Source organism: Streptomyces sp. NPDC003032, from assembly GCF_053591415.1.
The window spans coordinates 94,800-113,550 of record NZ_JBSFTT010000002.1 but is presented as its reverse complement, the minus strand read 5'-3'; the positions used below and the strand labels follow the sequence as shown (position 1 = coordinate 113,550).

Genomic DNA, 18,751 nt, shown 5'->3' with positions numbered 1-18,751 from the left:
TCAAGAGCCGCCTTCTGACGGGAACCCAACGGGTCGACCCGACTGGAGTCGTCCGCAGTTCGCGAGGGCCGACTTTTGCGGCGTATCCAGCGCATGCCTGCATCGTGACGCACGCAGGCGTGCGAGAACAGTGGGCCGAAGCGAAGGTGGTATGCAGTCGCCCGCGCCCTCGACGTCGCCCACGCCCTTCACCGACGGTGTCGTCGAGGAAGTCGTTGACTCGCGCTGTGCGGGGGACCAGGGGCAGGTGCTGGCTGCGTGGGATGCGAGTACCGCGGACTACGAATACGTGACGGGTACCAGCTATCCGAACGGAGTCGCACCCGATGCAGGTACCTCCCTTCGGAGAGAAGGGCGACTCGCCGGAGGACGGTGCCGACTCCGGGCCCGGTATCCGACCGCTGCGTGCCTTGATCATTGCGCCCACGCCCGGCCGGGCAGAACCGTTCGGAGCCGCCGCACTGTGAGTGCGCATGGTAGATGGTTCTGACCGCTCTTCCGTGACGGCTACGTCTGCAGAAGAGAGTAGGTCTGAGGTTGGATGACCAGATGGAACGCATCGAGGCTGAACTGTTCACGGATCCGGGTAACGACGCGGTCGTCCGTCTGCCCCCGCGTGATTTTCCGGGCGTACTGATCCAGGGGGATTCCCTGTCGATCATCCGCGCAGACGTCGCCGAAATCGTTGAGGCATTTGACCAGGGCGACGTCGGTGAAGCCCGCGAGGCTGCGGCCATCCTCCTCTCCAACCTTGACGAACTGCTGGCTCGCTACTCGGCAGCTCTGAAGGCTCACGACATACCCATCCCATTCCACCAGGCTTCTTGATCGCCCAGTTGCAGCACGTCGCACCTGGCAACATGCGCTGAGGAGCGGCTTGGTGATCGACGCGGCCGGCTGCGGGCCGCCAGGAACATGTCCCCAGTGTCAGCATCCCGCCGGACGCGTCCACAGCCGGTACTGGCGTCACATAGCCGGGCTGCCCGTCGGCGGCCACCGGCTGATCGTCCGTCTCCACGTCCGTCGGTTCTTCTGCGATCACAACCGGCGCCGGCGTCGGACTTTTGTGGAACAGGTGGAGGGCCTGACCGAGCCACGACGTCGCAGTTCGACAGCGGCGCGGTCAGCGATGCGGGCGGTCGCAGTGGAACTCGGCGGCCGACCGGGCGCACGCCTCTGCACAAGGCTGCGGCTCTACGGCCGGCGGACAACCATTCTGGGACAGTTGATTGCCCCGCCTGGGCCAGCATGGGCCCCACGCATCCTTGGAATCGACGAGTTCGCGTTCCGCAAGGGCCACACCTACGGCACCGTCCTCGTCGACGTCGAGTCCTCCAGGCCGGTGGACGACGTACTACCCGATCGCGAGACTGACACAGTCGCCGCCTGGCTTCAGGAGCACCCCGGCGCCGAAATCATCTGCCGAGACCGCCTGATGGCATTCACCAAAGCCATCAGACAGGCCGCCCCGACCGCGCTGGAGGTGGCAGATCGCTGGCACCTCCTCAGAAACCTCTCGACGGCCGTCGAAAAGGCCTGCCGTCGGCACCGCGCGTGCTTACGGCCGCCAGCCGCATCAGAGTCCACCACGGCGTTGGTCACACGGGAGAGCGCACTTCTGGACCGGATCCGACGACGCCACGCGGAGGTTAACGAGCTCGCCGCCACCGGTCTGTCGCTCAACGCGCATCGGCCGCCGTCTACGGTTGGACCGCAAGACGGTCCGGCGCTACCGGAACAAGGACCTTGAAGGGCTTCTCGCCTCGGCGCAAGACCGCGGGCACGGTCTTCTCGACCCGTTCGTCGAACACGTCCAGCACCGCTTCCAGGCAGGGTGCACCGGTTCAACGCAGCTCGCTCTATCGCGAGGTGCTCGCCCTTGGCTGCACCGGCGGATATCACGTCGTGAACCGCTACGTGGCGGCCATCAGGAAGGGCCTCGCGAGACCCGCCCGGGCACTGACACCCAGCCCTCGCGACATCACCTCATGGATCATGAGGCCCGAGGAAACGCTCAGCCACGGTCGAGCCTCATTCGCTCTACTCAGAGCCCGCATCCTCCTTCGACCGCAGTCATCACGGGAACGCGGCCAGAACCACGTAATTGGTTCTGACCATGCTTCCCGTGACGACTACGCCAGGGATACGGCTAGCGTCCAGACCAGAGGCAGCCGCCGAGCAACCGTTTGAGCGGCGCGGGGCTCTGTGCTCTGACAGGCCCGGGACGCAGTGGCAGTTGTCGGGTAGGCCACCGGGTCTTTCCTGGCGGCCTACCCATGGGGCTGCTTAGGGCAGCGACCACCAATTGACCCACAGGTCGGAGTCATCGGTGGTGACGAACGCGTACGGACGCTGTGCGGCGTTCGGATTGTCCTGCATGGTGAGCGCCTCGCCGGGGCGCTCGATGACGCGTCCGGGTGGGGTGTTCTGGGCGGCCCAGTGCCACGCCTTGCCGTCCCACCAGTTGACGTACAGCTTCGAGTCGTCGGCGATGACGAAGGCATAAGGACGGGTGAAGGCGTTCGGGTCGTCCTTCATCGTGACCACGCCGACGGAGTCGAGGATGAGCCGCCCGCTGGGCGCACCCTGGTCGCTCCAGTGCCACGCCTTGCCGTCCCACCAGTTGACGTACAGCTTCGAGTCGTAGCCCTGGACGAAGACATAGGGCCGTTCCGCTGCGTCCGGGTCGTTCTGGGCGCTGATGACGCCCGCGCCCTTCTTGACCGGCTGCCCGGCGGGTGCGCCTTGGTCGCTCCAGTGCCACTTGGACCCGTCCCACCAGTTGACCCAGACGTTGGAGTCGTCGGTGATGACGAAGGCGTAGGGGCGGGTGAAGGCACTGGGGTCGTTCTTCATCGTGGTGACGCCGATGGGCCGGGAGATGGTGCGGTTCGGCGGGGTGCCCTGGTCGCTCCAGTGCCACTTGGAGCCGTCCCACCAGTTGATCCACAGGCGGAAGTCGTCGGTGATGACGAAGGCGTACGGGCGTTGCGCCGCGCTCGGATTGTCCCGGGCGGAGATGACGCCGACACCCTCACGGATCAGACGTCCGGCGGGCGCTCCTTGGTCGCTCCAGTGCCACTTGGAGCCGTCCCACCAGTTGACGTGCAGCTTCGAGTCGTCGGTGATGACGAAGACGTACGGCCGCTGCTGCGCGTCGGCGTCGTTCTGCATGGTGACGGCGCCGACCTTCTCGATGACCGTGCGCCCCGCCGGCGTGCCCTGGTCGCTCCAGTGCCACGCCTTGCCGTCCCACCAGTTGACGTGCAGACGTGAGTCATAGCCACGCACGAAGACGTACGGCCGCTGCACGGCCTGCGGGTCGTCCTTCATGGTGACGGCGCCCATCGTGGCCCGGACACCGACTGTGGTGGTGGGCCTTTCCTGGTCGTTCCACTTCCATGAACCCATCGCGTTCCCTCTCCGGCCCCGCCCCGGAATCACGGGCAGGGGCATGCTGAAGTGAGACGTGCTCTCGGGCCCTGGCGCCACAGGAAGCGGGCACCAGGGTGCGGGGAGGGGTCCGGCCGGAGTCCCACGACGTACCGTGCGCGCACACTCTGGCACCGCCTGGCCGACCTGTCATCGCCACAGAAGCGAAGAAAGCGATCCACTGGCCTGTTTCGGACATCTCAGCCGGCAGGCCGGTATTACCGGCAGCGACGGGGGCGGAGACCCCGAGGGCCGAATGGCCAAGTACAGCCGCGCCCATGGCCCGTCTGGCCATGTAAGTGTTCAGCAGGCCCTGAGAGGTGCCCGCACGCAGAGAGGTGATGATCCCTTGACGGTGAGTTCGCTGATGCACTCTCCGAGCGCGGCGAAGACGTGGAATACGAGTCGGCCGCCGGGGGGTGGTGGTGTCCAGGTTCTCGTGCAGCGAGGTGAAGCCGATGCCGCGCCTACGCAGTTCGGCGACCATGCTGACGAGGTCCTGGAGGCTGCGGCCGTAGCGGTCGAGAGAGGGGACCACGAGCGTGTCGCCCGCGTCGAGGAACGCGTGACACGCCTTCAGCCCGGGACGGAGCGCGTCCTTGCCGGACTTCTTGTCCGCGAAGATCTTCCGGCACCCGGCGGCGCTGAGCGCGTCGAGCTGCCGCTCCAGCTTCTGCCCGCCGGTCGACACCCGGGCGTACCCGATTTTGATCTCGGTGCGCACGAGCGGCTCGGCGACGAACACGTCCGCGCCGTCTGCTGGCCCCTGAGCGGTCGTCATGGCCCCAGATCATGAACGGCTGTACGGGGTTCAGAAAGCGATGGTTTCCTGTTCGCCTACTACTCACACCCGGAACAGCGGACAGTGCTCAGCGGGGGAGCCGGTCGACGATCCACGATCCCAGCTCCGGCGTCATCGACGTGTGCGTCCCGCTGGTGGAGGCGCAGAGGAACTCGTCCAGCCCGCTGTATTCCTCCGGCAGGTTGCTCAGGTCTGCGAACGGGTCCGCCTCCGGCGTCGCCAGGTCGAAGTCCGCCAGGTCGACAGCGCTGCCGGACGGCACGAAGCAGGTCGACGGGTGGTGTGCGGTCGCCGGTGCGCCGAACTGACTCAGCAGGGCTGCGACCAGGCTGAAGTTGTGGAGGGTGCCGCCGGGGGCGCCATCCATCTCGGGGATGGTGTCGGTGCGGACGCTGATCGGGTCCCGGTCCTTCATCACCAGTTCCGCGACCAGTGCGTTGCGGCCGGGAGGCTGCGTGTAGAGGCGGGTTCCGGCGAGGGCGCCCTCGGCGGACAGGGCGACCTCGCCCGCCTTGATGCCGTTGCCGACGCCCCGGCCGTCGCCGTTCGCCACACCGATCAGGCGGGGGCGGCGCGGCCAGCTTCCCACCCGGGCAAGCTCTTTGAGGAAGTCCACGCGGTCCTTGTGCGGGACCGGCTCACCCTCCAACTGCTCCGAATGCCAGCGCAGCATCTGCTTCGCCGCCGGGCTGCTCACCAGGCCCCGCAGCCGGGTGTCGCCGAGGAGGAAGGGGATGAGCTTTTGGATGCCGGCCGGCAGCCAGGCCCCGCGGTGCGGAGTGTCGTAGGAGAGGTACAGCTCGGTCTGGTGGTCCATCTTCTGGTGTTCCATCTTGGCCAGCGCGTAGCGGGTGATCAGGCCGCCCATGCTGAAGCCGCCGACGGTGAGGAGTGTGTTGCCCTCACGGTGGGCGATGGTGTTCATGATGGCGTCGGTGGCCGTCTTCGCGTTGTCGAAGATCGACTTGGTGCGGTCGTCGTAGCCAACCAGGATCAGGTCGTAGCCGCGCTCGTGCAGGGCGGAGATGAACTTGTAGTCCGTGCCGGCGCCCTCCAGGCCGTAGTAGAGCTCGTTGCACGAGCTGGTCAGGCTGGAGAAGCCGTCGGAGAGCACGACGGGGCGCCGGATCGCCTGGTGGCCCGGGGCGCGGTAGATCCAGGCGCTGCCGCCCTGGAGCGACCAGGAGTCGTCGGGGTTCGGCGCTTCGGGAAACGAGGCGGGGGTGTTCGGGTCGAGGTCGCCCCAGAAATTCGACACAGCTGCGGACATGCATGCCTCCGTACGGAACCCAGCGTTCTACCGAGAGTGCCCGATAGGGCACTGATCGTAGCCAGAGGGGGTGAGGTGGGGTGACCCGATCCAACACCTTTGGCTGTAAAAAGCCGGTACATCGACGCCGCCGTCGCCCGGCTCCGCGCCGAGGATCATGAGATCTCGGGCGAGGACATCGCCCGGCGCTCTCCACTCAAGCACCGCAACCTCCAGCCCGGCACCTCAGAACCCCCTGGTTCGCCGCTCGTTAACGGCACCCCTGCCTGGACTGATCTCCTGGTGGGCTTTCGAGACGTCATTCGCCCGGTACCGGCCAAGGCAAGTACTCGGCGCGAGCGGAGAGCATCCGCGCGGGGCATGTCCGCATCAAGAGCGGTTTCGATGGGGGTAGGCATTCAGCATGACGGACCCCTTATCAGGCTTACCCGCTCGCACGGCCAGGGCGGTGTTGTGGTGGGCTCGGGATGCCGGGTTGGTGGCAGACGGCCGTCAGGAGCGGCGGCTGGCTGGGATGCGACTGGGGGTATTGGCCCACGGTGCTCTGCCTGGACACAGTGCGGCGGAGTTGGCCTTGACGGCCCAGTGGGCGGCGTTCATATGCTGGGTGGACGACCAGGTGGACCGGCCCGGCCTGGGGACAACCAGCGGTGCGGTGCAGCGGTTCACCGCACCCCTGCGCAAGGTTCTGGCTGGTGCCGGGCGGCTGAGCGTGCCGGCGGCCGCCCCGCACGCGGTGGTGCTGGCGGGGCTGTGGCAGCGCACGGCCCCCAACATGCCCGACCGGTGGCGTGAGCGGTTCACCAATGACTACGTGGACTTCCTGGATGCCACGGAGCAGGAGGTGGCTCTGCGCTGTGCCGGGGCCCGGTTCCGGCTGGAGCCGTACCTGCGGCTGCGACGGCGGACGATCACGTTGCTGCCGATGCTTGATGTGCTGGAACGCACCGGAAGTGCCCTCTTGGTGGAGGCGCCAGTGCTAAATGCCCGGTTGGCGGATCTGCGTGGGGCGGTGGCGGATGTCGCCGGCTGGGCGAACGATCTGGCCTCGCACGCCGACGACAAGGCGGTCGGCCAGGACAACTTGGTGACGATCCTGGCTCGGGAGCGGGGCTGTTCCAGGGACCTTGCCCGGATGCGGGTGGCGGCGATGATCGAGGAACGCCGCACTGGCTTCCGGGCCACCGCGAAGGCTCTGCGCGGCACCACCGCACTGGCGCCGGTCGAGACTGCGCAGCTCCGCCGCTATGTGGACCTGGTGGAAACGTTCATGGCCGCGACACTGCGGTGGCTGGCGTGCACCGGCCGATTCACCACGCCCCCAGGCGAGCCGGCCGCGTAGACACCCGCCCAGCAACCGAGCGGCCTGCGACATCGTGGGCCGAACCGGCCGGCCCGGCCGCTGCCGACCTGACCTGCAGAACGGACCCTCATGCGCCTTGCCCCGCTCCCCGACGGCCTGGCCCGCTGGCCGGCCGCCGCGTTCCCTGTCGCTCTGCGGGCCGCCACCGCACGGCTGAGCTGTCATCTCCAGAACCGGATCGACGCCGACGGTGCGGTTCGTGAACCGTGCCGCAGCCGCGTGTTGGAATCCGCTTTGCTGCTGGCCCTGCTGGACCGCACCCGCCTGGAGCCGACCGCCCGCAGCCGCCTGGCCGCGTACCTGAGCGGGCAGTGTGATTCCCGCGAGCCGCTGGACCGGTTCCTGGCCCGCGCCGCGCTCGGCGGCCCGCAGCCCGGCCCGGCCGGCCATCTCGACCTGGGACCGTTCCTGTCCCAGGCACCGAACTTCACCGGCCCGCGCAAACACGCCCTGCTGAACGCCGTGCTCCTCCTGCTCGGCGCACCGGCCAGCGCGGACTTGCCCGCCCCCCAGACCTTTTGCCTGCACGGCCTGCACAGCTGGGCGCGCGTCCAGGTCATCGCCGTCAAGGCCGTCCTGGCCCACACCGGCGGACGTCCCCACTTGGTGGATGAGCGTGACCTTGAGCTGCTGCTCTCCACGCAGCACCCCGGGGTCCTGTGGGAGGGAAATCTCCTCATCCACCTGTTCGTGCTGCACGCCCTCGCCTTTACTCCACGCCATCAGGACATGGTCCAAGACGGGATACGTACCGTGTTGGCGCACCAGCGGGCCGACGGGGGGATGCCGTTCATCTGCGACGAGGACACGTGGGTCACCGCAACCGCCGGCATCGCGCTGCACGCCGCCGGCGCCCCCAGGGCCGCACTCGACGCCATCACCCGGCGCCTGCTGCGCTTACAGCACCCGGGTGGCGCCTGGTCCTACAGCGAACCCGCCCGCCTCACGGACGTGGACTGCACCTCGGTGGCCGTCGAAGTCCTTCACCTCGCCAGCCCCGGCAACCACCATGCCCCGATGTCCCGGGCCATCCACGCCCTGAGCGCTGTGCGGGGCGAGGACGGAGGCTTTCCCACCTACCTGGCCGGCGCACCGTCCGAGGCATGCATGACGGCAGCCGCCATCAACGCCCTCAGCACCCAGGGCCAGGCCCAGAACAGCATCATCGAGCAGGGCCTGGACTTCCTGGCGGACCGGCAGCACGCGGACGGCTCCTTCCCGCCGGACTGGAGCAGCAGCCGCCATCACACCGTCTTCCGTGCCGTTCTGGCTGCCGGCCGTCTGCCCGGCGCGCCCGCCAGCGCCCCGCGCATCGTCAGACGGGCCCAGGATCTGGTCCTGGGTACGCAGAACGCCGACGGTGGCTGGGGTCAGCAGGACGGGGTCCCGAGCGACGCCCTGAGTACCGCCTACGCCCTGACCGCCCTGACCGCCCTGTTCGGCCCCGACACATCGGGCCCAGCCGCGCGGGGTGCCGCCTTCCTCCTCACCTGGCAGAGGCCGGACGGGTCCATCGCCAGCGTGCCGGACTCGATCGGGCCGCGCCCCTTCCGTTTTGCCGTCCCCGCTCTCGCGGACACGTTCACCCTTCTCGCCCTGGGGCATCTCCACCACCGCCTGGCCCACACAAGCCCATCCCCTCACCACCCACCGGAGCGCGCGGGCACGATCGCCTCGACGCTGCCCCTGCCGGTGCGCGAAAACAGCAGTTCACCTACCCGTCGATAGGGCGGCGGGCTTCGGCGATCACGTAACCGAGCTTCTCCGTGTAGATCGACATCCCGACCGGAAGAAGCCGGTCCATCTGGTCCCCGAAGTCCGACCCGTAGTGCTCGGCCAGGCGCTTCCTGTCCGCCTCGTACCGGGACTCGATCCAGCGCATGTTCGGCCTCGTCGCCGCTGTGACATCGTGGACCTTGAGAACCTCCAACCCGGACCTGGAGATCACATCGCCGTACTCCTCCGGGCGCAGCAGGGAGGAGAAGGCGAACCCCTGCGACAGGAGATCCCACTCCTTGCCCGTCAGGGGCTGTTGTTCAACGAAGTCGGTAAGGACCACTCGCCCTCCCGGCTTCACGGTGCGGTGGATCTCCCGCAGTACTTTCAGGCGGTCGGGCACGTGGAACAGCATTTCGACCGCCCACGCGGCATCGAACGTCGCCGCCGCGTACGGCAAGGCCATCGCGTCCGCCCGCGCGAACTCCAGCCGTGACGCCAGCCCGGCCCGCCGGGCGTTGCCGACGGCGCTCTGCACCTGCGACGGGCTGACGCTCACGCCCAGGACCCGGGCCTGCGTGCGCTCGGCGAGCCGCAGCGCCGGATGCCCGGTGCCGCATCCCACGTCCAGCAGATAGTCACCCTCCTGGAGCTGCAGGATGTCGATCAAGCGATCGGTCAGGCGGGTCTGCGCCGCCAGCATGGACCAGTCCTGATCACCGTCCCATATCCCGAAGTGGATATTGTCCCCGAACAGCGTCGCGAAGAACGCCCCCATCTGGTCGTAGAAGCCTCCGACCGCATCCCCCGACGGGTACGGCCTCGTCCTCGGCTGGTTGTCCACAGCGACTCCAGTCTGCTTCTTCAGATGCTCCACCGTTGGTGCCGACCGCACGAGGGGCTGGCATGCCGGCCGCCAGGAACTTGGCCTTCTCCTTCCCCCTCCTACCGGCGTTCCCTCGCTGCCCTCAGCCTGGGGTTCCTACCCCCGGGCACCAACCATGACGCGGGTCTTCGGTGTGCTGGCGGCCCGCATGACAGCGGCGACCGGAATCACGGTGAGGAACCGCTCCTGACTGTGCAGCCACGACTCCACGGTGGCCCTGTCGTCCTGGGTCAGGGAGCCCAGGTCGGTCTCGCGCTTGCCGATGAGTTCGTCGAGCGGGAGGAGCTCTTGGCGCAGGAGCTCGACGTTGGCTCTGCTCAGGGGGCCCGGGGCGAGCACGCTGCCGTAGGCGGCCTCCAGCCGTAGGAGCTGTTCGGCCTTGGCGTCACGCACCTGGCGGAGCTCGGGCAGCTGGGTGAAGACGGTGGTGAAGAACTTGCGGGAGAAGTGTGCCGGAGCATGTGCGGATGGAGGTGGCGCAGCCCGGCCCGGACGGAAAGGTCGGCGAGCAGTCCCAAAAATGGATCCGCCGGGGGCTGAGCGCATCGCCGCCGGCATCGCCCATCGGGCCGGGGAAGGTGACGAAGGCCCAGGGGCTGGCGTTGGCTCGCGGATGGCGATGCGCTCGCGCAGCCAGTCGGCATAGAGCATCTCCACCGCACTCGGCTCGGACACAGTGATCATGCTGTGGTTCTCATTGGCTGCGCCCCTCGGATGTCCGCCGCGCTTCCGCAGATGGAGATGCGGCCCCAGAAGGGTAGGAGCACCCTGGCACGGTCCGGCCGACCGGGACGAAGGCCCCTGGGGGGATGCCATTTACCCCGAGCCATCACGGAAGATGTCGCTGGACGAATGCCGCAAGGGATCCAGACCTGGCTCAAGAACGGCCGTCCTAAGGGGCGAAGCTGGTTCAATCTGCGCGTCGTGGGCACGGTCGCCAAGAACAGCCGGAAGATCAACTACAAATTTCACTTCAGTGAGATGGGCAAGTCAGGAGACATCCCTGCCAACGCCCTCGAGATCACAGTGAAGCCGAAGATCACCCAGAGTTGGCCGTCCGGCGTTCGCTACACCTACGGCGGCACCATGCCCGGCACGCCCCCTGGACTGCGCAGCCGCCCACCAGCACGAAGATGTTCATGCTCGCGCCTCGCTGGGAAGCCGCCAGCTACTTGGCCAACTCCGCCGGCGATACCCCCTTGCATCGGACAAGGGACAAGGGACGCGTTGACGACAACGGCAAGGCCGCCATCGCCCAATGCAAGAGGTACTGGGGCCCCAATTACACGGAGGGCGGCAAGAAGGAGTGCGACGAGTACCCCTTCCGCTCCACGCTGGAAGGTGCCGCCGAGCATGCTTACGACGGGGACGCGCTAAAGTTCAACTTCTCCGCAAAGCCCGTTCTTAAAGAGCACAACCGTAGTGCCGGACATCTGCTCAAGGGCTTCTACGCCAAGAACAGGATACTCGCGGACACCGAGGACGACGCCTTCCTCATGGAGATCAGAACGTGACGAATCGGGGGCGGCCGGTGTGCGCCGGCCGCCCCTGCCTTGGTCAGTGTGCCGGGAAGAACTGCACCAGGTAGCGCTCGACACCGACGACAGACTCCTCTGAGTTCCGCAGCGCAGCCACTTCAGCGCGACCTACGCAGTGGACGCGAACTCGCCACGAGCCCTTTCTGCCGAGTTTGATCAGTTCGTCGGTACGACCCATGGTTGGTGTCCACACGGCAACATCACCGCTCATCGACTCAATCTCCGCCTCTGCATACGCATCCCATGCCGTGACATCTTCGGCGGGCGGAGGTCCGTCCCACACCTGGACCAATACCTCGGCGGTATGAATGTGACCAGCGCTGGTTACATCCACCCGGCCTGGAAACGTATTCACGAACACATCCACATTGATGCCGTCTGGATACTCGACCGGCAGTTCAGCATCCCACGACTCTTGAAACGCGAACGTGAAATCGTCTACGAACACCTCCAGCCGCTGCTCCTGCACTAGTGCGACCACGGGCTCACTCCTCAGTCCGGCACCGCAAAGCGACGGCCACGGTCGTATAGCCGGGCTCTAGCGGGCCGGGTACTTCACGTCACCGGCTAGCCACCACTGGGACCGGCTGCGTGTGACCAACACGTCTGACGAAGCGGCGATACCCACTATCGAGCACCTACACGGTGATCCCGAAGGGCGAAGGGAATGGAGATCATCACCGCGGCCGGCTCGTACCCGGTCGCTCGCTTAATGTCAAATCCCACCAGCGGCAACTCGCCCGCTGGAGCGAGGACTCCCGGTTGGTGGCCGCGGGGCTGGCCGGCCCGCACGCACTGCACCGCGCCTGGCTCAGCCCGGCCCTCTTGGACCGCCTACAACCTTAGGGAAGCCCCATGAGCCAGGTCCTCGACATGAGCGGCCACCGCCCACCGATCAGCCGTCGAGTGGGCGCCCGCCTCGCGGTGGCCGCCGCCTGCTTCCTCGCGCGCCTCCCACCGCGCCGCATCGTCGCCGTGCTCCACTTCCTGCGCCGCCGCGCGGCCCCCGCCACCTTTGACCAGCCACCGCGCCCGGTCCGGCATCACCGGCACCAGCACTCAGCGCGCGGGCACATACTGCCTGCAACGCTCTTTGGCCACGGCCCTGCTCTGCCGCATGCGCGGAAGCTGGCCCACCTGGTGCAGCGGAGTCCGCACCCCGCCCTCCTCCGCCCACGCCTGGGTCGAAACGGACGGCAAACGTGTCGGCGAACCCGCCAACACCGCCTCCTACCGCATTCTGCTCACCGTCCCCCCGCCCGAGCTTCGATGACCACAGGGAAGGACCCTGGCCAGCCCCATCCACGGCAGGGGCCGGGCGCCTCGGCACTCGGCGGAGACGGCACCGGCGCCCGCAGCTTGACGAAGTCCTACCCAGGCTCCGCAGAGGCCGTCGCGGGCGTCGATCTGTCCGTGGCCAAGGGGGAGATCTTCGGGTTCCTCGGCCCGAACGGCGCGGGCAAGTCCACCATCATCGCTCCGGTGGCTACGCGCTGTCAGTGGGCTGTGCCACGATGTCTCGTTACGGCCCGCTTAGGGTTGGTCACAGAGATTCGGGCCGACGCCTGGAGGGATGCACGATGACAGAGCACGACCGCACCGTGGGAGAGACTGTGATGGTCCCGGTCACACAGGACGGGGTGCGAATCCAGGTGTTCGTGGGCTCCGCCGAGGCCGCGGCGGATGGCGAGGAGACCGACATCGGTGCCCGTCGCCCTGACCTCGGCCAGGTCATATCCGGGCTGAACGCGGTGGCGCGGGCCGTGGGTGAGCAGGCCCGGCAGAGCACGGCGAGCAAAGTGACGCTGGAGTTCGGCTGCGACATCGCCCTGGAGTCGGGCTCTCTGGTGGCCGCCATCGGCAAGGCGAGCGCCAAGTCGGCGTTCAAGGTCACGCTCGAATGGGACAGCACCTCGGCGTGACGGGCCATCCCCCGGGGAGGCAGGAATCGGCGCTGCTGGACTCCGTCGTCGCGCTCGAAGTGCCCTCGCCCGACAGCGAACCGCTCGCCGTGGGTACTGGCTTCTTCGTGGCGCCCGGCGTGGTGGCCACGTGCGCCCACGTGGTGGCCGCCTCGGCGGCGGAGCTGCCGCGCAGGATCGTGGGCCGCATCGCCTCGCGCTCGCTGGTCCTGGAACTCCAGGCACGTCCGGAGCGGTACTTCCTGACACCGGGGGACGGGCTCGACTTGGCCTTCCTCCAGGTCACCGATGCCGACCGGCGGGAGGGCCCTGCCGCCCTGCCGCTGTCGGACCGGCTGGCGGTCGGGGACGAGCTGTGGACCCATGGGCACCCGTCGGGCATGTTCCGCGCCGGGCAGTCGGCGACCTTCACCTACGAGGGCACGTCCGCCCGTGCCTTCGAGCGGCCGAACAGCCTGCACCGGTTGCGCGGCGCGGTGGTGACCGCCGGGTTCAGCGGCAGCCCCGTGCTCAACCGCCGGACGGGGTGCGTGGCCGGCATGCTCACCACTGCGGACCGGACCGGCAGTTCGCACATGGTCGGGGCGCGTGAGCTGACCGCCCGGCTCGATCCCATCTGGTGCAACAGCCGGTGGAGCACCGACTGCCGGAACTGGCTGGGCACGCTGTCGGACGCGCAGATCGAGGCGGGCGGCTGGCCCTTCCTCGGACCGCGGCTGCGCGAGTTCCTGGACATCTCCGCGCGGGCCGCCCGGGAGCATCCGTACCCTGGTGTGGTCCCCGGCACGGTGCCGCCGCCGCTGTCCACGGTCTACGTCCACCAGCATGCGACGGCGTACCGGGGCCTCGACCCGGTGCCGGACGACGAGGCGCGGACCCCCGCCGACGGGCTCCTGGACTATCCCGACGACGTGATCATCTTCGGCGGACCGGGCTTCGGGAAGTCCAGTCTGCTGCGTTCCTGGATCACCACCGTCGCCCGCAGGTGGACCGAGGAGCACTTCTACCACTCGGTTCCCGTCCTGGTCAGGGCTGCGGACCTGGTCGGTGACCGGCCCTTCGCGAGCCTCCTGCACGACACCGTCTCCCGGGAGCTGAGCGGCGCCGGGCTGGTCAGGCCTATCCGCGAGGACCTCTTCACCGCTCCACCGGCGCCGGGCGTGCGCTGGCTGCTGCTGGTGGACGGCTTGGACGAGGTAATGAGCCCGGAGGGGCGGCAGCGCGTCCTGGGCAAGCTCGCCTCGATCCGGCAACAGGACGCGTACGCGCACCAGTTCCGGTTCGTCCTGGCGACCAGGCCCACCCTCGACGTCCGGGACATACCGGAACCTCAGGTCCGCTGCTGCTCGTTGCTGCCCTTCGACCTCCAGCAGCTACCTGGGTTCGCCCGCGCTTGGTTCACTGCCCTGGGCCTGCCGGAGCCAGAGGTGAGGACCACGGCCTTCCTGGATCACATCAGCGTCCCCAGCGTGCGGCACCTGGCGACGGTGCCGCTGATGGCGACCATGCTCTGCCAGTTGCACGCCGACTCCGGTCAGGAGCCACTGCCCCGGGGCCGCTGGGCGCTGTACACGCGGTTCATGGACCTGCTCCGCGCCAAGCAGTACGGCGAGGGGGCCAACGTGCTGGAGCAGGCGCACGCCGTTCTGGACCGCCATGGCGCCGAGGGGACCCGCGCGGCGGAAGGACTCGGCGTCCTGACGGATCACGTCCTCAGGGAGCTGGCGCTGGCCAAGTACCGCGGAGACATCACCCCCGAACGGCAGTTGATTGAACGGTGGACGGGCCACCTGCGTCCCGCCTCGCTCCGTCCCGAGCGGTGGAGCGCGCTGTGCGAGGAGGTACTGCTGCGCGGCGGGCTGGTCGTCCGGCGGGGCAGCGGTCTGGAGTTCATCCATCAGACGCTGCTCGAACACCTCGCGGCGCAGGCCACGGTCGGGGACCCCGAGCGGAACCGGACGGCCTACCGCTCGATCGTCGGAGGCTGGCCGCGCAGACGCCGGATGGCCCCGCTGGCCGCCGTCGAAAGTCCCTACGTCGACTTCCTCGTCTCCTCTTGGTCCGGCCGTCCGGGGTTCGCACGGCTGCTCGCGCGCTGGGCCAGGGAACTGCACGGAGCCCAGTACGTCGCCCGGCTGAGCAGCGAGGGCGCAGCCCTTCCCCGGCGGGTGTCGCGGGCGGCCAGGCGGGAATTGTTCGCGGTGGTTCGCGACGAGCGGCGTGACCCGTTCGACCGGCTGCGGGCCGCCCGGGCGCTGGTGGACCTCGGGGACGCCCGGGGCGCCAAGGAGATATCCGCGTTCGCGGCGCTCCCCACGCACGACCTGGGCTCCCGGCTGCACGCCGCGGAGATGCTCGCGGACCTCGGCGCCGCAGACGCCCATGAGCTGCCGGTCTCCGTCGCCGGCGACCAGGAAGCAGACGCGGGGCGCAGGATCATGGCCGCCGAGATCCTGGGCCGGCTCGGTGATGAGCGAGGCGCGCGGGCGCTGGTGGACCTCGCCCAGTCCTCCGAGATCTGGTGGGTGGACCGGCTGCGCGCTGCGGAGTCCCTGGACCGGACCGCGCCCGACAGCGCCGTCGCCATCCTGCTCGGTATCGCCGTCGACGGTCCGACCCTGCCCCATGTCCGGTCTGCTGCGGTGGAAGCGCTCTCCCGACTCCACCTGCACGTCGCCTTCGGGTACCTGCGCGAGGCCGCCGGGGACCGGGAGCGCCCGGTGTCCTCCCGAAGCCGGGCGCTGGAGGCGCTGGAATGGTTGGGCGGAAAGGACTCCGTCGAGTGCCTGGCCCAGATTGCCCAGGACCCTTCGGAGGACCGCCTCCTGCGGTTGTCGGCCGCCGAAGGACTCTCTCGGATCCGGGACCCCCGCGTCGTGGACACCCTGGCCTACCTGCTGACCGGGCCGTCCGACGAGCCGGCGCTGACCCTGCGGGCGGCCGAGGCGCTGGCCCGGCATGGCGACCCCAGAGCGGCCGACGCGCTGGCCGCGATCGCGGCGACGGAGCGGCTGACCGGACCGGAGCGGCTCCAGGCAGGCCGGGCGCTGCTCTCCCTCTCCGATCCGCGCGGCCAGGACGTCCTGTGCGCTCTGGCCGAGGACTTCGAGGCTGGGACCGGTCTGCGCTTGCAGGCCGCCGAGGCGCTGGACGGCGTAGGGGACTCGCGGGCGTTGTACCCGCTCACCGTCATCGCGCTGCACCCTTCGGCGCCCCGGGCGTCGCAGATACAGGCCGCCGAGCGCCTCGACCGGTTCCGCACGCGCAAGGCCGCCGACGCCCTGCTGTCTGTGCTGGACAACCCGGAGCTGCTGGAAGAGATGCGGGTGCGGGCCGGCACGCTCCTGGCGGACCTCGGCGACGGCCGGGCACGTTGCTGCCTTGAGCGGCTCACCCGGTCGGCGTTCGGTCCGGCGGTGCGGATCCGCGCTGCCGGCGCGCTGGGCAAGATCGCCCCGGAGGACGGGCGCCGGGCTCTGGAGGTGCTGTTTACGGACGCGTCAGTCGACGCGGATTCGCGCGTCCGAGCACTGGAGGTGCTGTGCCGAGCGCACCCGGAGCGGGCCAGGCAGGTGCTGCCCGACGTGGCGGCCGACACCCGCCAGGAGACGGCGATCCGGATCCGCGCGCTGGCGCTGACCCGCGGCCACCTGCTGCCGGAGACAAGTGCCGCTCACCGAGCGATCGCCGCCGCCCGGCACACGTCGCCGATGGTCCGCGTCGGTGCGGTCCAGGTGTTGCAGCACCTGGGCGGCGAGGACGTGCTGGACCTGCTCGGACGGCTGGCCAGGGAACCCAACCGCTACCTCCAGACCAAGGTGCTGATCACCCTGGCCCAGCTGCAGCACGCACCGGCGGCAGCCGCCGCCCGGGACTTCGTGTCCGATCCCAAGGCGCCGATGCGTAACAAGTTCGAAGTGCTCCAAGTGCTGGCCGGCTCCCCGGTCGGGGAGCTGCGCCAGGTCGTCCAGGACGTCTCGCTCGGCGCGGTCCACTCCGACCTACTGCGGGACCACTGCCGCGCGCTGCTCGCGAAGGCACGCATACCCGGCCCCCGCACGGCCGGCACCATCTGACCGCGCGACGGCGACGGCTACCGTGCCCAGCTTGCGGCGTTCGCGGATGGACAGGTCCTACCACTCTCCACGCAGTGAGGAGCGGCGGCCGGATTCAGCGACGAGCGAGCCGGTCGTACAGTGGTGGACAGAGCCGCTCATACAGTGGTGGACCTCCGCCCCGCCCGGCGCAATACCCGGGCGCGGCATCCCGACCAGCCCAGCGAGGTGTACGGGCTGGTGAGTCCGTCCGGTTGGATTCTGCAGCACCAGCTGAGCACCGCTGCCAGGCTGGTGTCCGCCAACGGCACGGTGATCATGCCGCCCTTCTCGACGACGACCTCTTCCTTGGTGGGCGGCCGGAAGGCGGCACCCTGATTCCAGGACCGCGCGGGGCTTGTGGCGCCACCGCCGTGATCAGCGTGGACGTGACGGGCAAGCCTGGACGCGGATAAGCCCGCGTTCACTCGTTCGGAACGGGGTGGGTGTCCCGGAGGGTTTCGGGACGCGCCGGAGACGCCGATCATGGAAGTGGAGGAGAGGCGAAGCGGGCGGAAGTCCTGGCCCGGCTCACGGGGGCAGGAGCGGCGATTAATGGATCTTCTGCTGCTCCAACCATTTGAAGATCTCGGCCCTCTTGTACAGGACCTCGGCGTTCCTCCCTCGGCCGAGCTTGTAACCCTTCGAGCCCAGTTTCGATGCCTCCCTATAGACCCAGCTAGTGGACATGCTGAGCATCGCAGCGACCTCAGAAGTGTCCTGGAGGACGGGCTCGACGCTACAGCGCCTGCGCGACGAGTTGATGTCGGCGCGGGTCTCGGGGTGTGAGTGCGGCTCCACGGACAAGATGGCTCCTCGAGGCTGGCCTGAGCGTGATCGCGGCATCGGCTCGCGCATCGCTCTGGTCGAATTCCACGTGTCTTTGACATCGCCCTGTGCCACCGCCAAGAGTCACCGGACGAGCTATAGCCATGGTCATGAGAATCGCCGGTTTCGCTAACCGGCGGCCCGCTGCTGTATTGCCGCGCCGCTTCGGCGCTCAGATTCCTCGATGAACCATGGGAAGCCACTTTCCAGGCGAATAGTAGGGGCCTGGGCCGGCTGACCCCGTAGGCTTGTGCCATCGTCGCGGTGCGGGATGGAAGCGTGCGGAACCCTCCTCCAATTGCCTGACGACACGTCAGAAAAGTCGGCAAGTGGTCAGCATGAGTCCTGAAAAACCTGGGGAAAGCTGCCCGAACGTGCGACTCGTTGTAGGGTGTCGAAATAGCCCTTGACCTGCAAAAAAGCAGGCAGGGAGCCTAGTTTTGGGAGTGCCCCAATGTTGCGTACTATGTTCAAGTCCAAGATCCATCGTGCCACGGTGACCCAGGCCGACCTGCATTACGTGGGGTCCGTCACCATCGACGCGAATCTTCTCGACGCCGCCGATCTGCTGCCCGGCGAGCTCGTCCACATCGTTGACATCACCAACGGTGCTCGCCTGGAGACCTACACGATCGAAGGCGAGCGGGGGAGCGGTGTCATCGGCATCAATGGCGCGGCCGCACACCTCGTCCACCCCGGCGATAAAGTGATCATCATCAGCTACGCCCAGGTCGAGGACGCCGAGGCGCGGGCGCTGCGGCCCCGGGTCGTGCATGTGGACGAGGCCAATCGTGTGGTGGCCCTCGGTGACGATCCGGCCGAGGCCGTGCCGGGGGACCCGGAGACGATGCGGAGTCCCTTGAGCGTCTGAGGCCGCTCGTCGTCCTCGGGGCGGGGCGG

The 18,751-nt window shown here is 68.5% G+C and carries 16 protein-coding genes and 2 pseudogenes; 11 read left to right on the top strand and 7 right to left on the bottom strand.

The features are described 5' to 3' along the window. The first annotated feature begins 549 nt into the window (after positions 1 to 549). The gene (locus tag ACWDZ7_RS03015) at positions 550 to 828 is read left to right on the top strand and encodes a DUF6959 family protein (RefSeq protein ID WP_451794297.1); all 279 of its coding nucleotides are present in this window, start codon (positions 550 to 552) and stop codon (positions 826 to 828) included. Between the two features lie 52 nt (positions 829 to 880). Beyond that, the gene (locus tag ACWDZ7_RS03010; RefSeq protein ID WP_451794295.1) at positions 881 to 1,750 is read left to right on the top strand and encodes an ISL3 family transposase; all 870 of its coding nucleotides are present in this window, start codon (positions 881 to 883) and stop codon (positions 1,748 to 1,750) included. A gap of 536 nt (positions 1,751 to 2,286) precedes the next feature. Here ACWDZ7_RS03010 and ACWDZ7_RS03005 read toward each other — a convergent pair. Both ACWDZ7_RS03005 and ACWDZ7_RS03000 read right to left on the bottom strand, forming a co-directional pair. Then, positions 2,287 to 3,411 (bottom strand): hypothetical protein, encoded by a 1,125-nt coding sequence (locus ACWDZ7_RS03005; RefSeq protein WP_451794796.1) that lies wholly within the window; start codon positions 3,409 to 3,411, stop codon positions 2,287 to 2,289. A gap of 493 nt (positions 3,412 to 3,904) precedes the next feature. Continuing rightward, positions 3,905 to 4,102: pseudogene (locus ACWDZ7_RS03000) on the bottom strand (recombinase family protein); the annotation flags it as partial. Here ACWDZ7_RS03000 and ACWDZ7_RS02995 point away from each other — a divergent pair. Continuing rightward, positions 4,032 to 4,202 carry a hypothetical protein gene (locus ACWDZ7_RS02995; RefSeq protein ID WP_451794794.1) on the top strand — a complete coding sequence of 57 codons (171 nt, stop codon included), beginning with the start codon at positions 4,032 to 4,034 and terminating at the stop codon, positions 4,200 to 4,202. The pseudogene ACWDZ7_RS03000 and the gene ACWDZ7_RS02995 overlap by 71 nt on opposite strands. 99 nt (positions 4,203 to 4,301) lie before the next feature. On the opposite strand, the gene ACWDZ7_RS02990 is transcribed toward ACWDZ7_RS02995, so the two are convergent. After that, positions 4,302 to 5,504: an esterase/lipase family protein gene (locus tag ACWDZ7_RS02990; RefSeq protein WP_451794294.1), complete on the bottom strand. Its 1,203-nt coding sequence runs from the start codon at positions 5,502 to 5,504 to the stop codon at positions 4,302 to 4,304. A gap of 403 nt (positions 5,505 to 5,907) precedes the next feature. On the opposite strand from ACWDZ7_RS02990, the gene ACWDZ7_RS02985 reads away from it, so the two are divergent. Together ACWDZ7_RS02985 and ACWDZ7_RS02980 are read left to right on the top strand one after the other, a co-directional pair. After that, complete coding sequence (locus ACWDZ7_RS02985; RefSeq protein WP_451794293.1) at positions 5,908 to 6,846, top strand: terpene synthase family protein; 939 nt, start codon at positions 5,908 to 5,910, stop codon at positions 6,844 to 6,846. Positions 6,847 to 6,936: 90 nt separating this feature from the next. Then, a complete protein-coding gene (locus ACWDZ7_RS02980) occupies positions 6,937 to 8,595 on the top strand; it encodes a prenyltransferase/squalene oxidase repeat-containing protein (RefSeq protein ID WP_451794292.1) in 1,659 nt (552 codons plus the stop codon). Here ACWDZ7_RS02980 and ACWDZ7_RS02975 read toward each other — a convergent pair. Further along, positions 8,582 to 9,427, bottom strand: coding sequence for an SAM-dependent methyltransferase (locus ACWDZ7_RS02975; protein WP_451794291.1), 846 nt, complete (start codon positions 9,425 to 9,427; stop codon positions 8,582 to 8,584). The two genes, ACWDZ7_RS02980 and ACWDZ7_RS02975, sit on opposite strands and share 14 nt — an antisense overlap. A gap of 138 nt (positions 9,428 to 9,565) precedes the next feature. Further along, the gene (locus tag ACWDZ7_RS02970; RefSeq protein ID WP_451794290.1) at positions 9,566 to 9,862 is read right to left on the bottom strand and encodes a hypothetical protein; all 297 of its coding nucleotides are present in this window, start codon (positions 9,860 to 9,862) and stop codon (positions 9,566 to 9,568) included. A gap of 740 nt (positions 9,863 to 10,602) precedes the next feature. Here ACWDZ7_RS02970 and ACWDZ7_RS02965 point away from each other — a divergent pair. After that, positions 10,603 to 10,983 carry a NucA/NucB deoxyribonuclease domain-containing protein gene (locus ACWDZ7_RS02965; RefSeq protein ID WP_451794289.1) on the top strand — a complete coding sequence of 127 codons (381 nt, stop codon included), beginning with the start codon at positions 10,603 to 10,605 and terminating at the stop codon, positions 10,981 to 10,983. Between the two features lie 43 nt (positions 10,984 to 11,026). Here the strand turns inward: ACWDZ7_RS02965 and ACWDZ7_RS02960 are convergent, their stop codons facing one another. Continuing rightward, entirely contained in the window at positions 11,027 to 11,488 is a 462-nt protein-coding gene (locus tag ACWDZ7_RS02960) for a hypothetical protein (RefSeq protein ID WP_451794287.1), read from the bottom strand. A 477-nt stretch (positions 11,489 to 11,965) separates the two neighbouring features. Here ACWDZ7_RS02960 and ACWDZ7_RS02955 point away from each other — a divergent pair. From ACWDZ7_RS02955 to ACWDZ7_RS02940, 4 genes and pseudogenes are all read left to right on the top strand, one after another. Beyond that, positions 11,966 to 12,280 (top strand): annotated as a pseudogene (locus ACWDZ7_RS02955) (lasso peptide biosynthesis B2 protein); the annotation flags it as partial. Then, positions 12,277 to 12,591, top strand: a complete 315-nt coding sequence (locus tag ACWDZ7_RS02950) for an ATP-binding cassette domain-containing protein (RefSeq protein ID WP_451794286.1) — start codon at positions 12,277 to 12,279, stop codon at positions 12,589 to 12,591. The pseudogene ACWDZ7_RS02955 and the gene ACWDZ7_RS02950, both read left to right, overlap by 4 nt. Beyond that, a complete protein-coding gene (locus tag ACWDZ7_RS02945; RefSeq protein WP_451794285.1) occupies positions 12,588 to 12,929 on the top strand; it encodes a CU044_2847 family protein in 342 nt (113 codons plus the stop codon). Before ACWDZ7_RS02950 ends, ACWDZ7_RS02945 begins: the two co-directional genes overlap by 4 nt. Further along, the gene (locus tag ACWDZ7_RS02940; RefSeq protein ID WP_451794283.1) at positions 12,908 to 17,005 is read left to right on the top strand and encodes a HEAT repeat domain-containing protein; all 4,098 of its coding nucleotides are present in this window, start codon (positions 12,908 to 12,910) and stop codon (positions 17,003 to 17,005) included. Before ACWDZ7_RS02945 ends, ACWDZ7_RS02940 begins: the two co-directional genes overlap by 22 nt. 570 nt (positions 17,006 to 17,575) lie before the next feature. On the opposite strand, the gene ACWDZ7_RS02935 is transcribed toward ACWDZ7_RS02940, so the two are convergent. Beyond that, positions 17,576 to 17,824: a helix-turn-helix transcriptional regulator gene (locus ACWDZ7_RS02935; protein ID WP_451794754.1), complete on the bottom strand. Its 249-nt coding sequence runs from the start codon at positions 17,822 to 17,824 to the stop codon at positions 17,576 to 17,578. A 481-nt stretch (positions 17,825 to 18,305) separates the two neighbouring features. Between ACWDZ7_RS02935 and panD the strand changes: the two genes are divergently transcribed. Beyond that, positions 18,306 to 18,722, top strand: a complete 417-nt coding sequence (gene panD / locus ACWDZ7_RS02930) for an aspartate 1-decarboxylase (protein ID WP_451794282.1) — start codon at positions 18,306 to 18,308, stop codon at positions 18,720 to 18,722. Positions 18,723 to 18,751: the final 29 nt, after the last annotated feature.

Excerpts from the sequence above, each read along its gene's own strand:
- ACWDZ7_RS02940 (WP_451794283.1), top strand. The coding sequence starts at position 12,908 with ATGGGACAGCACCTCGGCGTGACGGGCCATCCCCCGGGGAGGCAGGAA.
- ACWDZ7_RS02985 (WP_451794293.1), top strand. The coding sequence starts at position 5,908 with ATGACGGACCCCTTATCAGGCTTACCCGCTCGCACGGCCAGGGCGGTG.
- ACWDZ7_RS02945 (WP_451794285.1), top strand. The coding sequence starts at position 12,588 with ATGACAGAGCACGACCGCACCGTGGGAGAGACTGTGATGGTCCCGGTC.
- ACWDZ7_RS02980 (WP_451794292.1), top strand. The coding sequence starts at position 6,937 with ATGCGCCTTGCCCCGCTCCCCGACGGCCTGGCCCGCTGGCCGGCCGCC.
- ACWDZ7_RS02965 (WP_451794289.1), top strand. The coding sequence starts at position 10,603 with ATGTTCATGCTCGCGCCTCGCTGGGAAGCCGCCAGCTACTTGGCCAAC.
- panD (WP_451794282.1), top strand. The coding sequence starts at position 18,306 with ATGTTGCGTACTATGTTCAAGTCCAAGATCCATCGTGCCACGGTGACC.
- ACWDZ7_RS02950 (WP_451794286.1), top strand. The coding sequence starts at position 12,277 with ATGACCACAGGGAAGGACCCTGGCCAGCCCCATCCACGGCAGGGGCCG.
- ACWDZ7_RS03015 (WP_451794297.1), top strand. The coding sequence starts at position 550 with ATGGAACGCATCGAGGCTGAACTGTTCACGGATCCGGGTAACGACGCG.
- ACWDZ7_RS02990 (WP_451794294.1), bottom strand. The coding sequence starts at position 5,504 with ATGTCCGCAGCTGTGTCGAATTTCTGGGGCGACCTCGACCCGAACACC.
- ACWDZ7_RS03005 (WP_451794796.1), bottom strand. The coding sequence starts at position 3,411 with ATGGGTTCATGGAAGTGGAACGACCAGGAAAGGCCCACCACCACAGTC.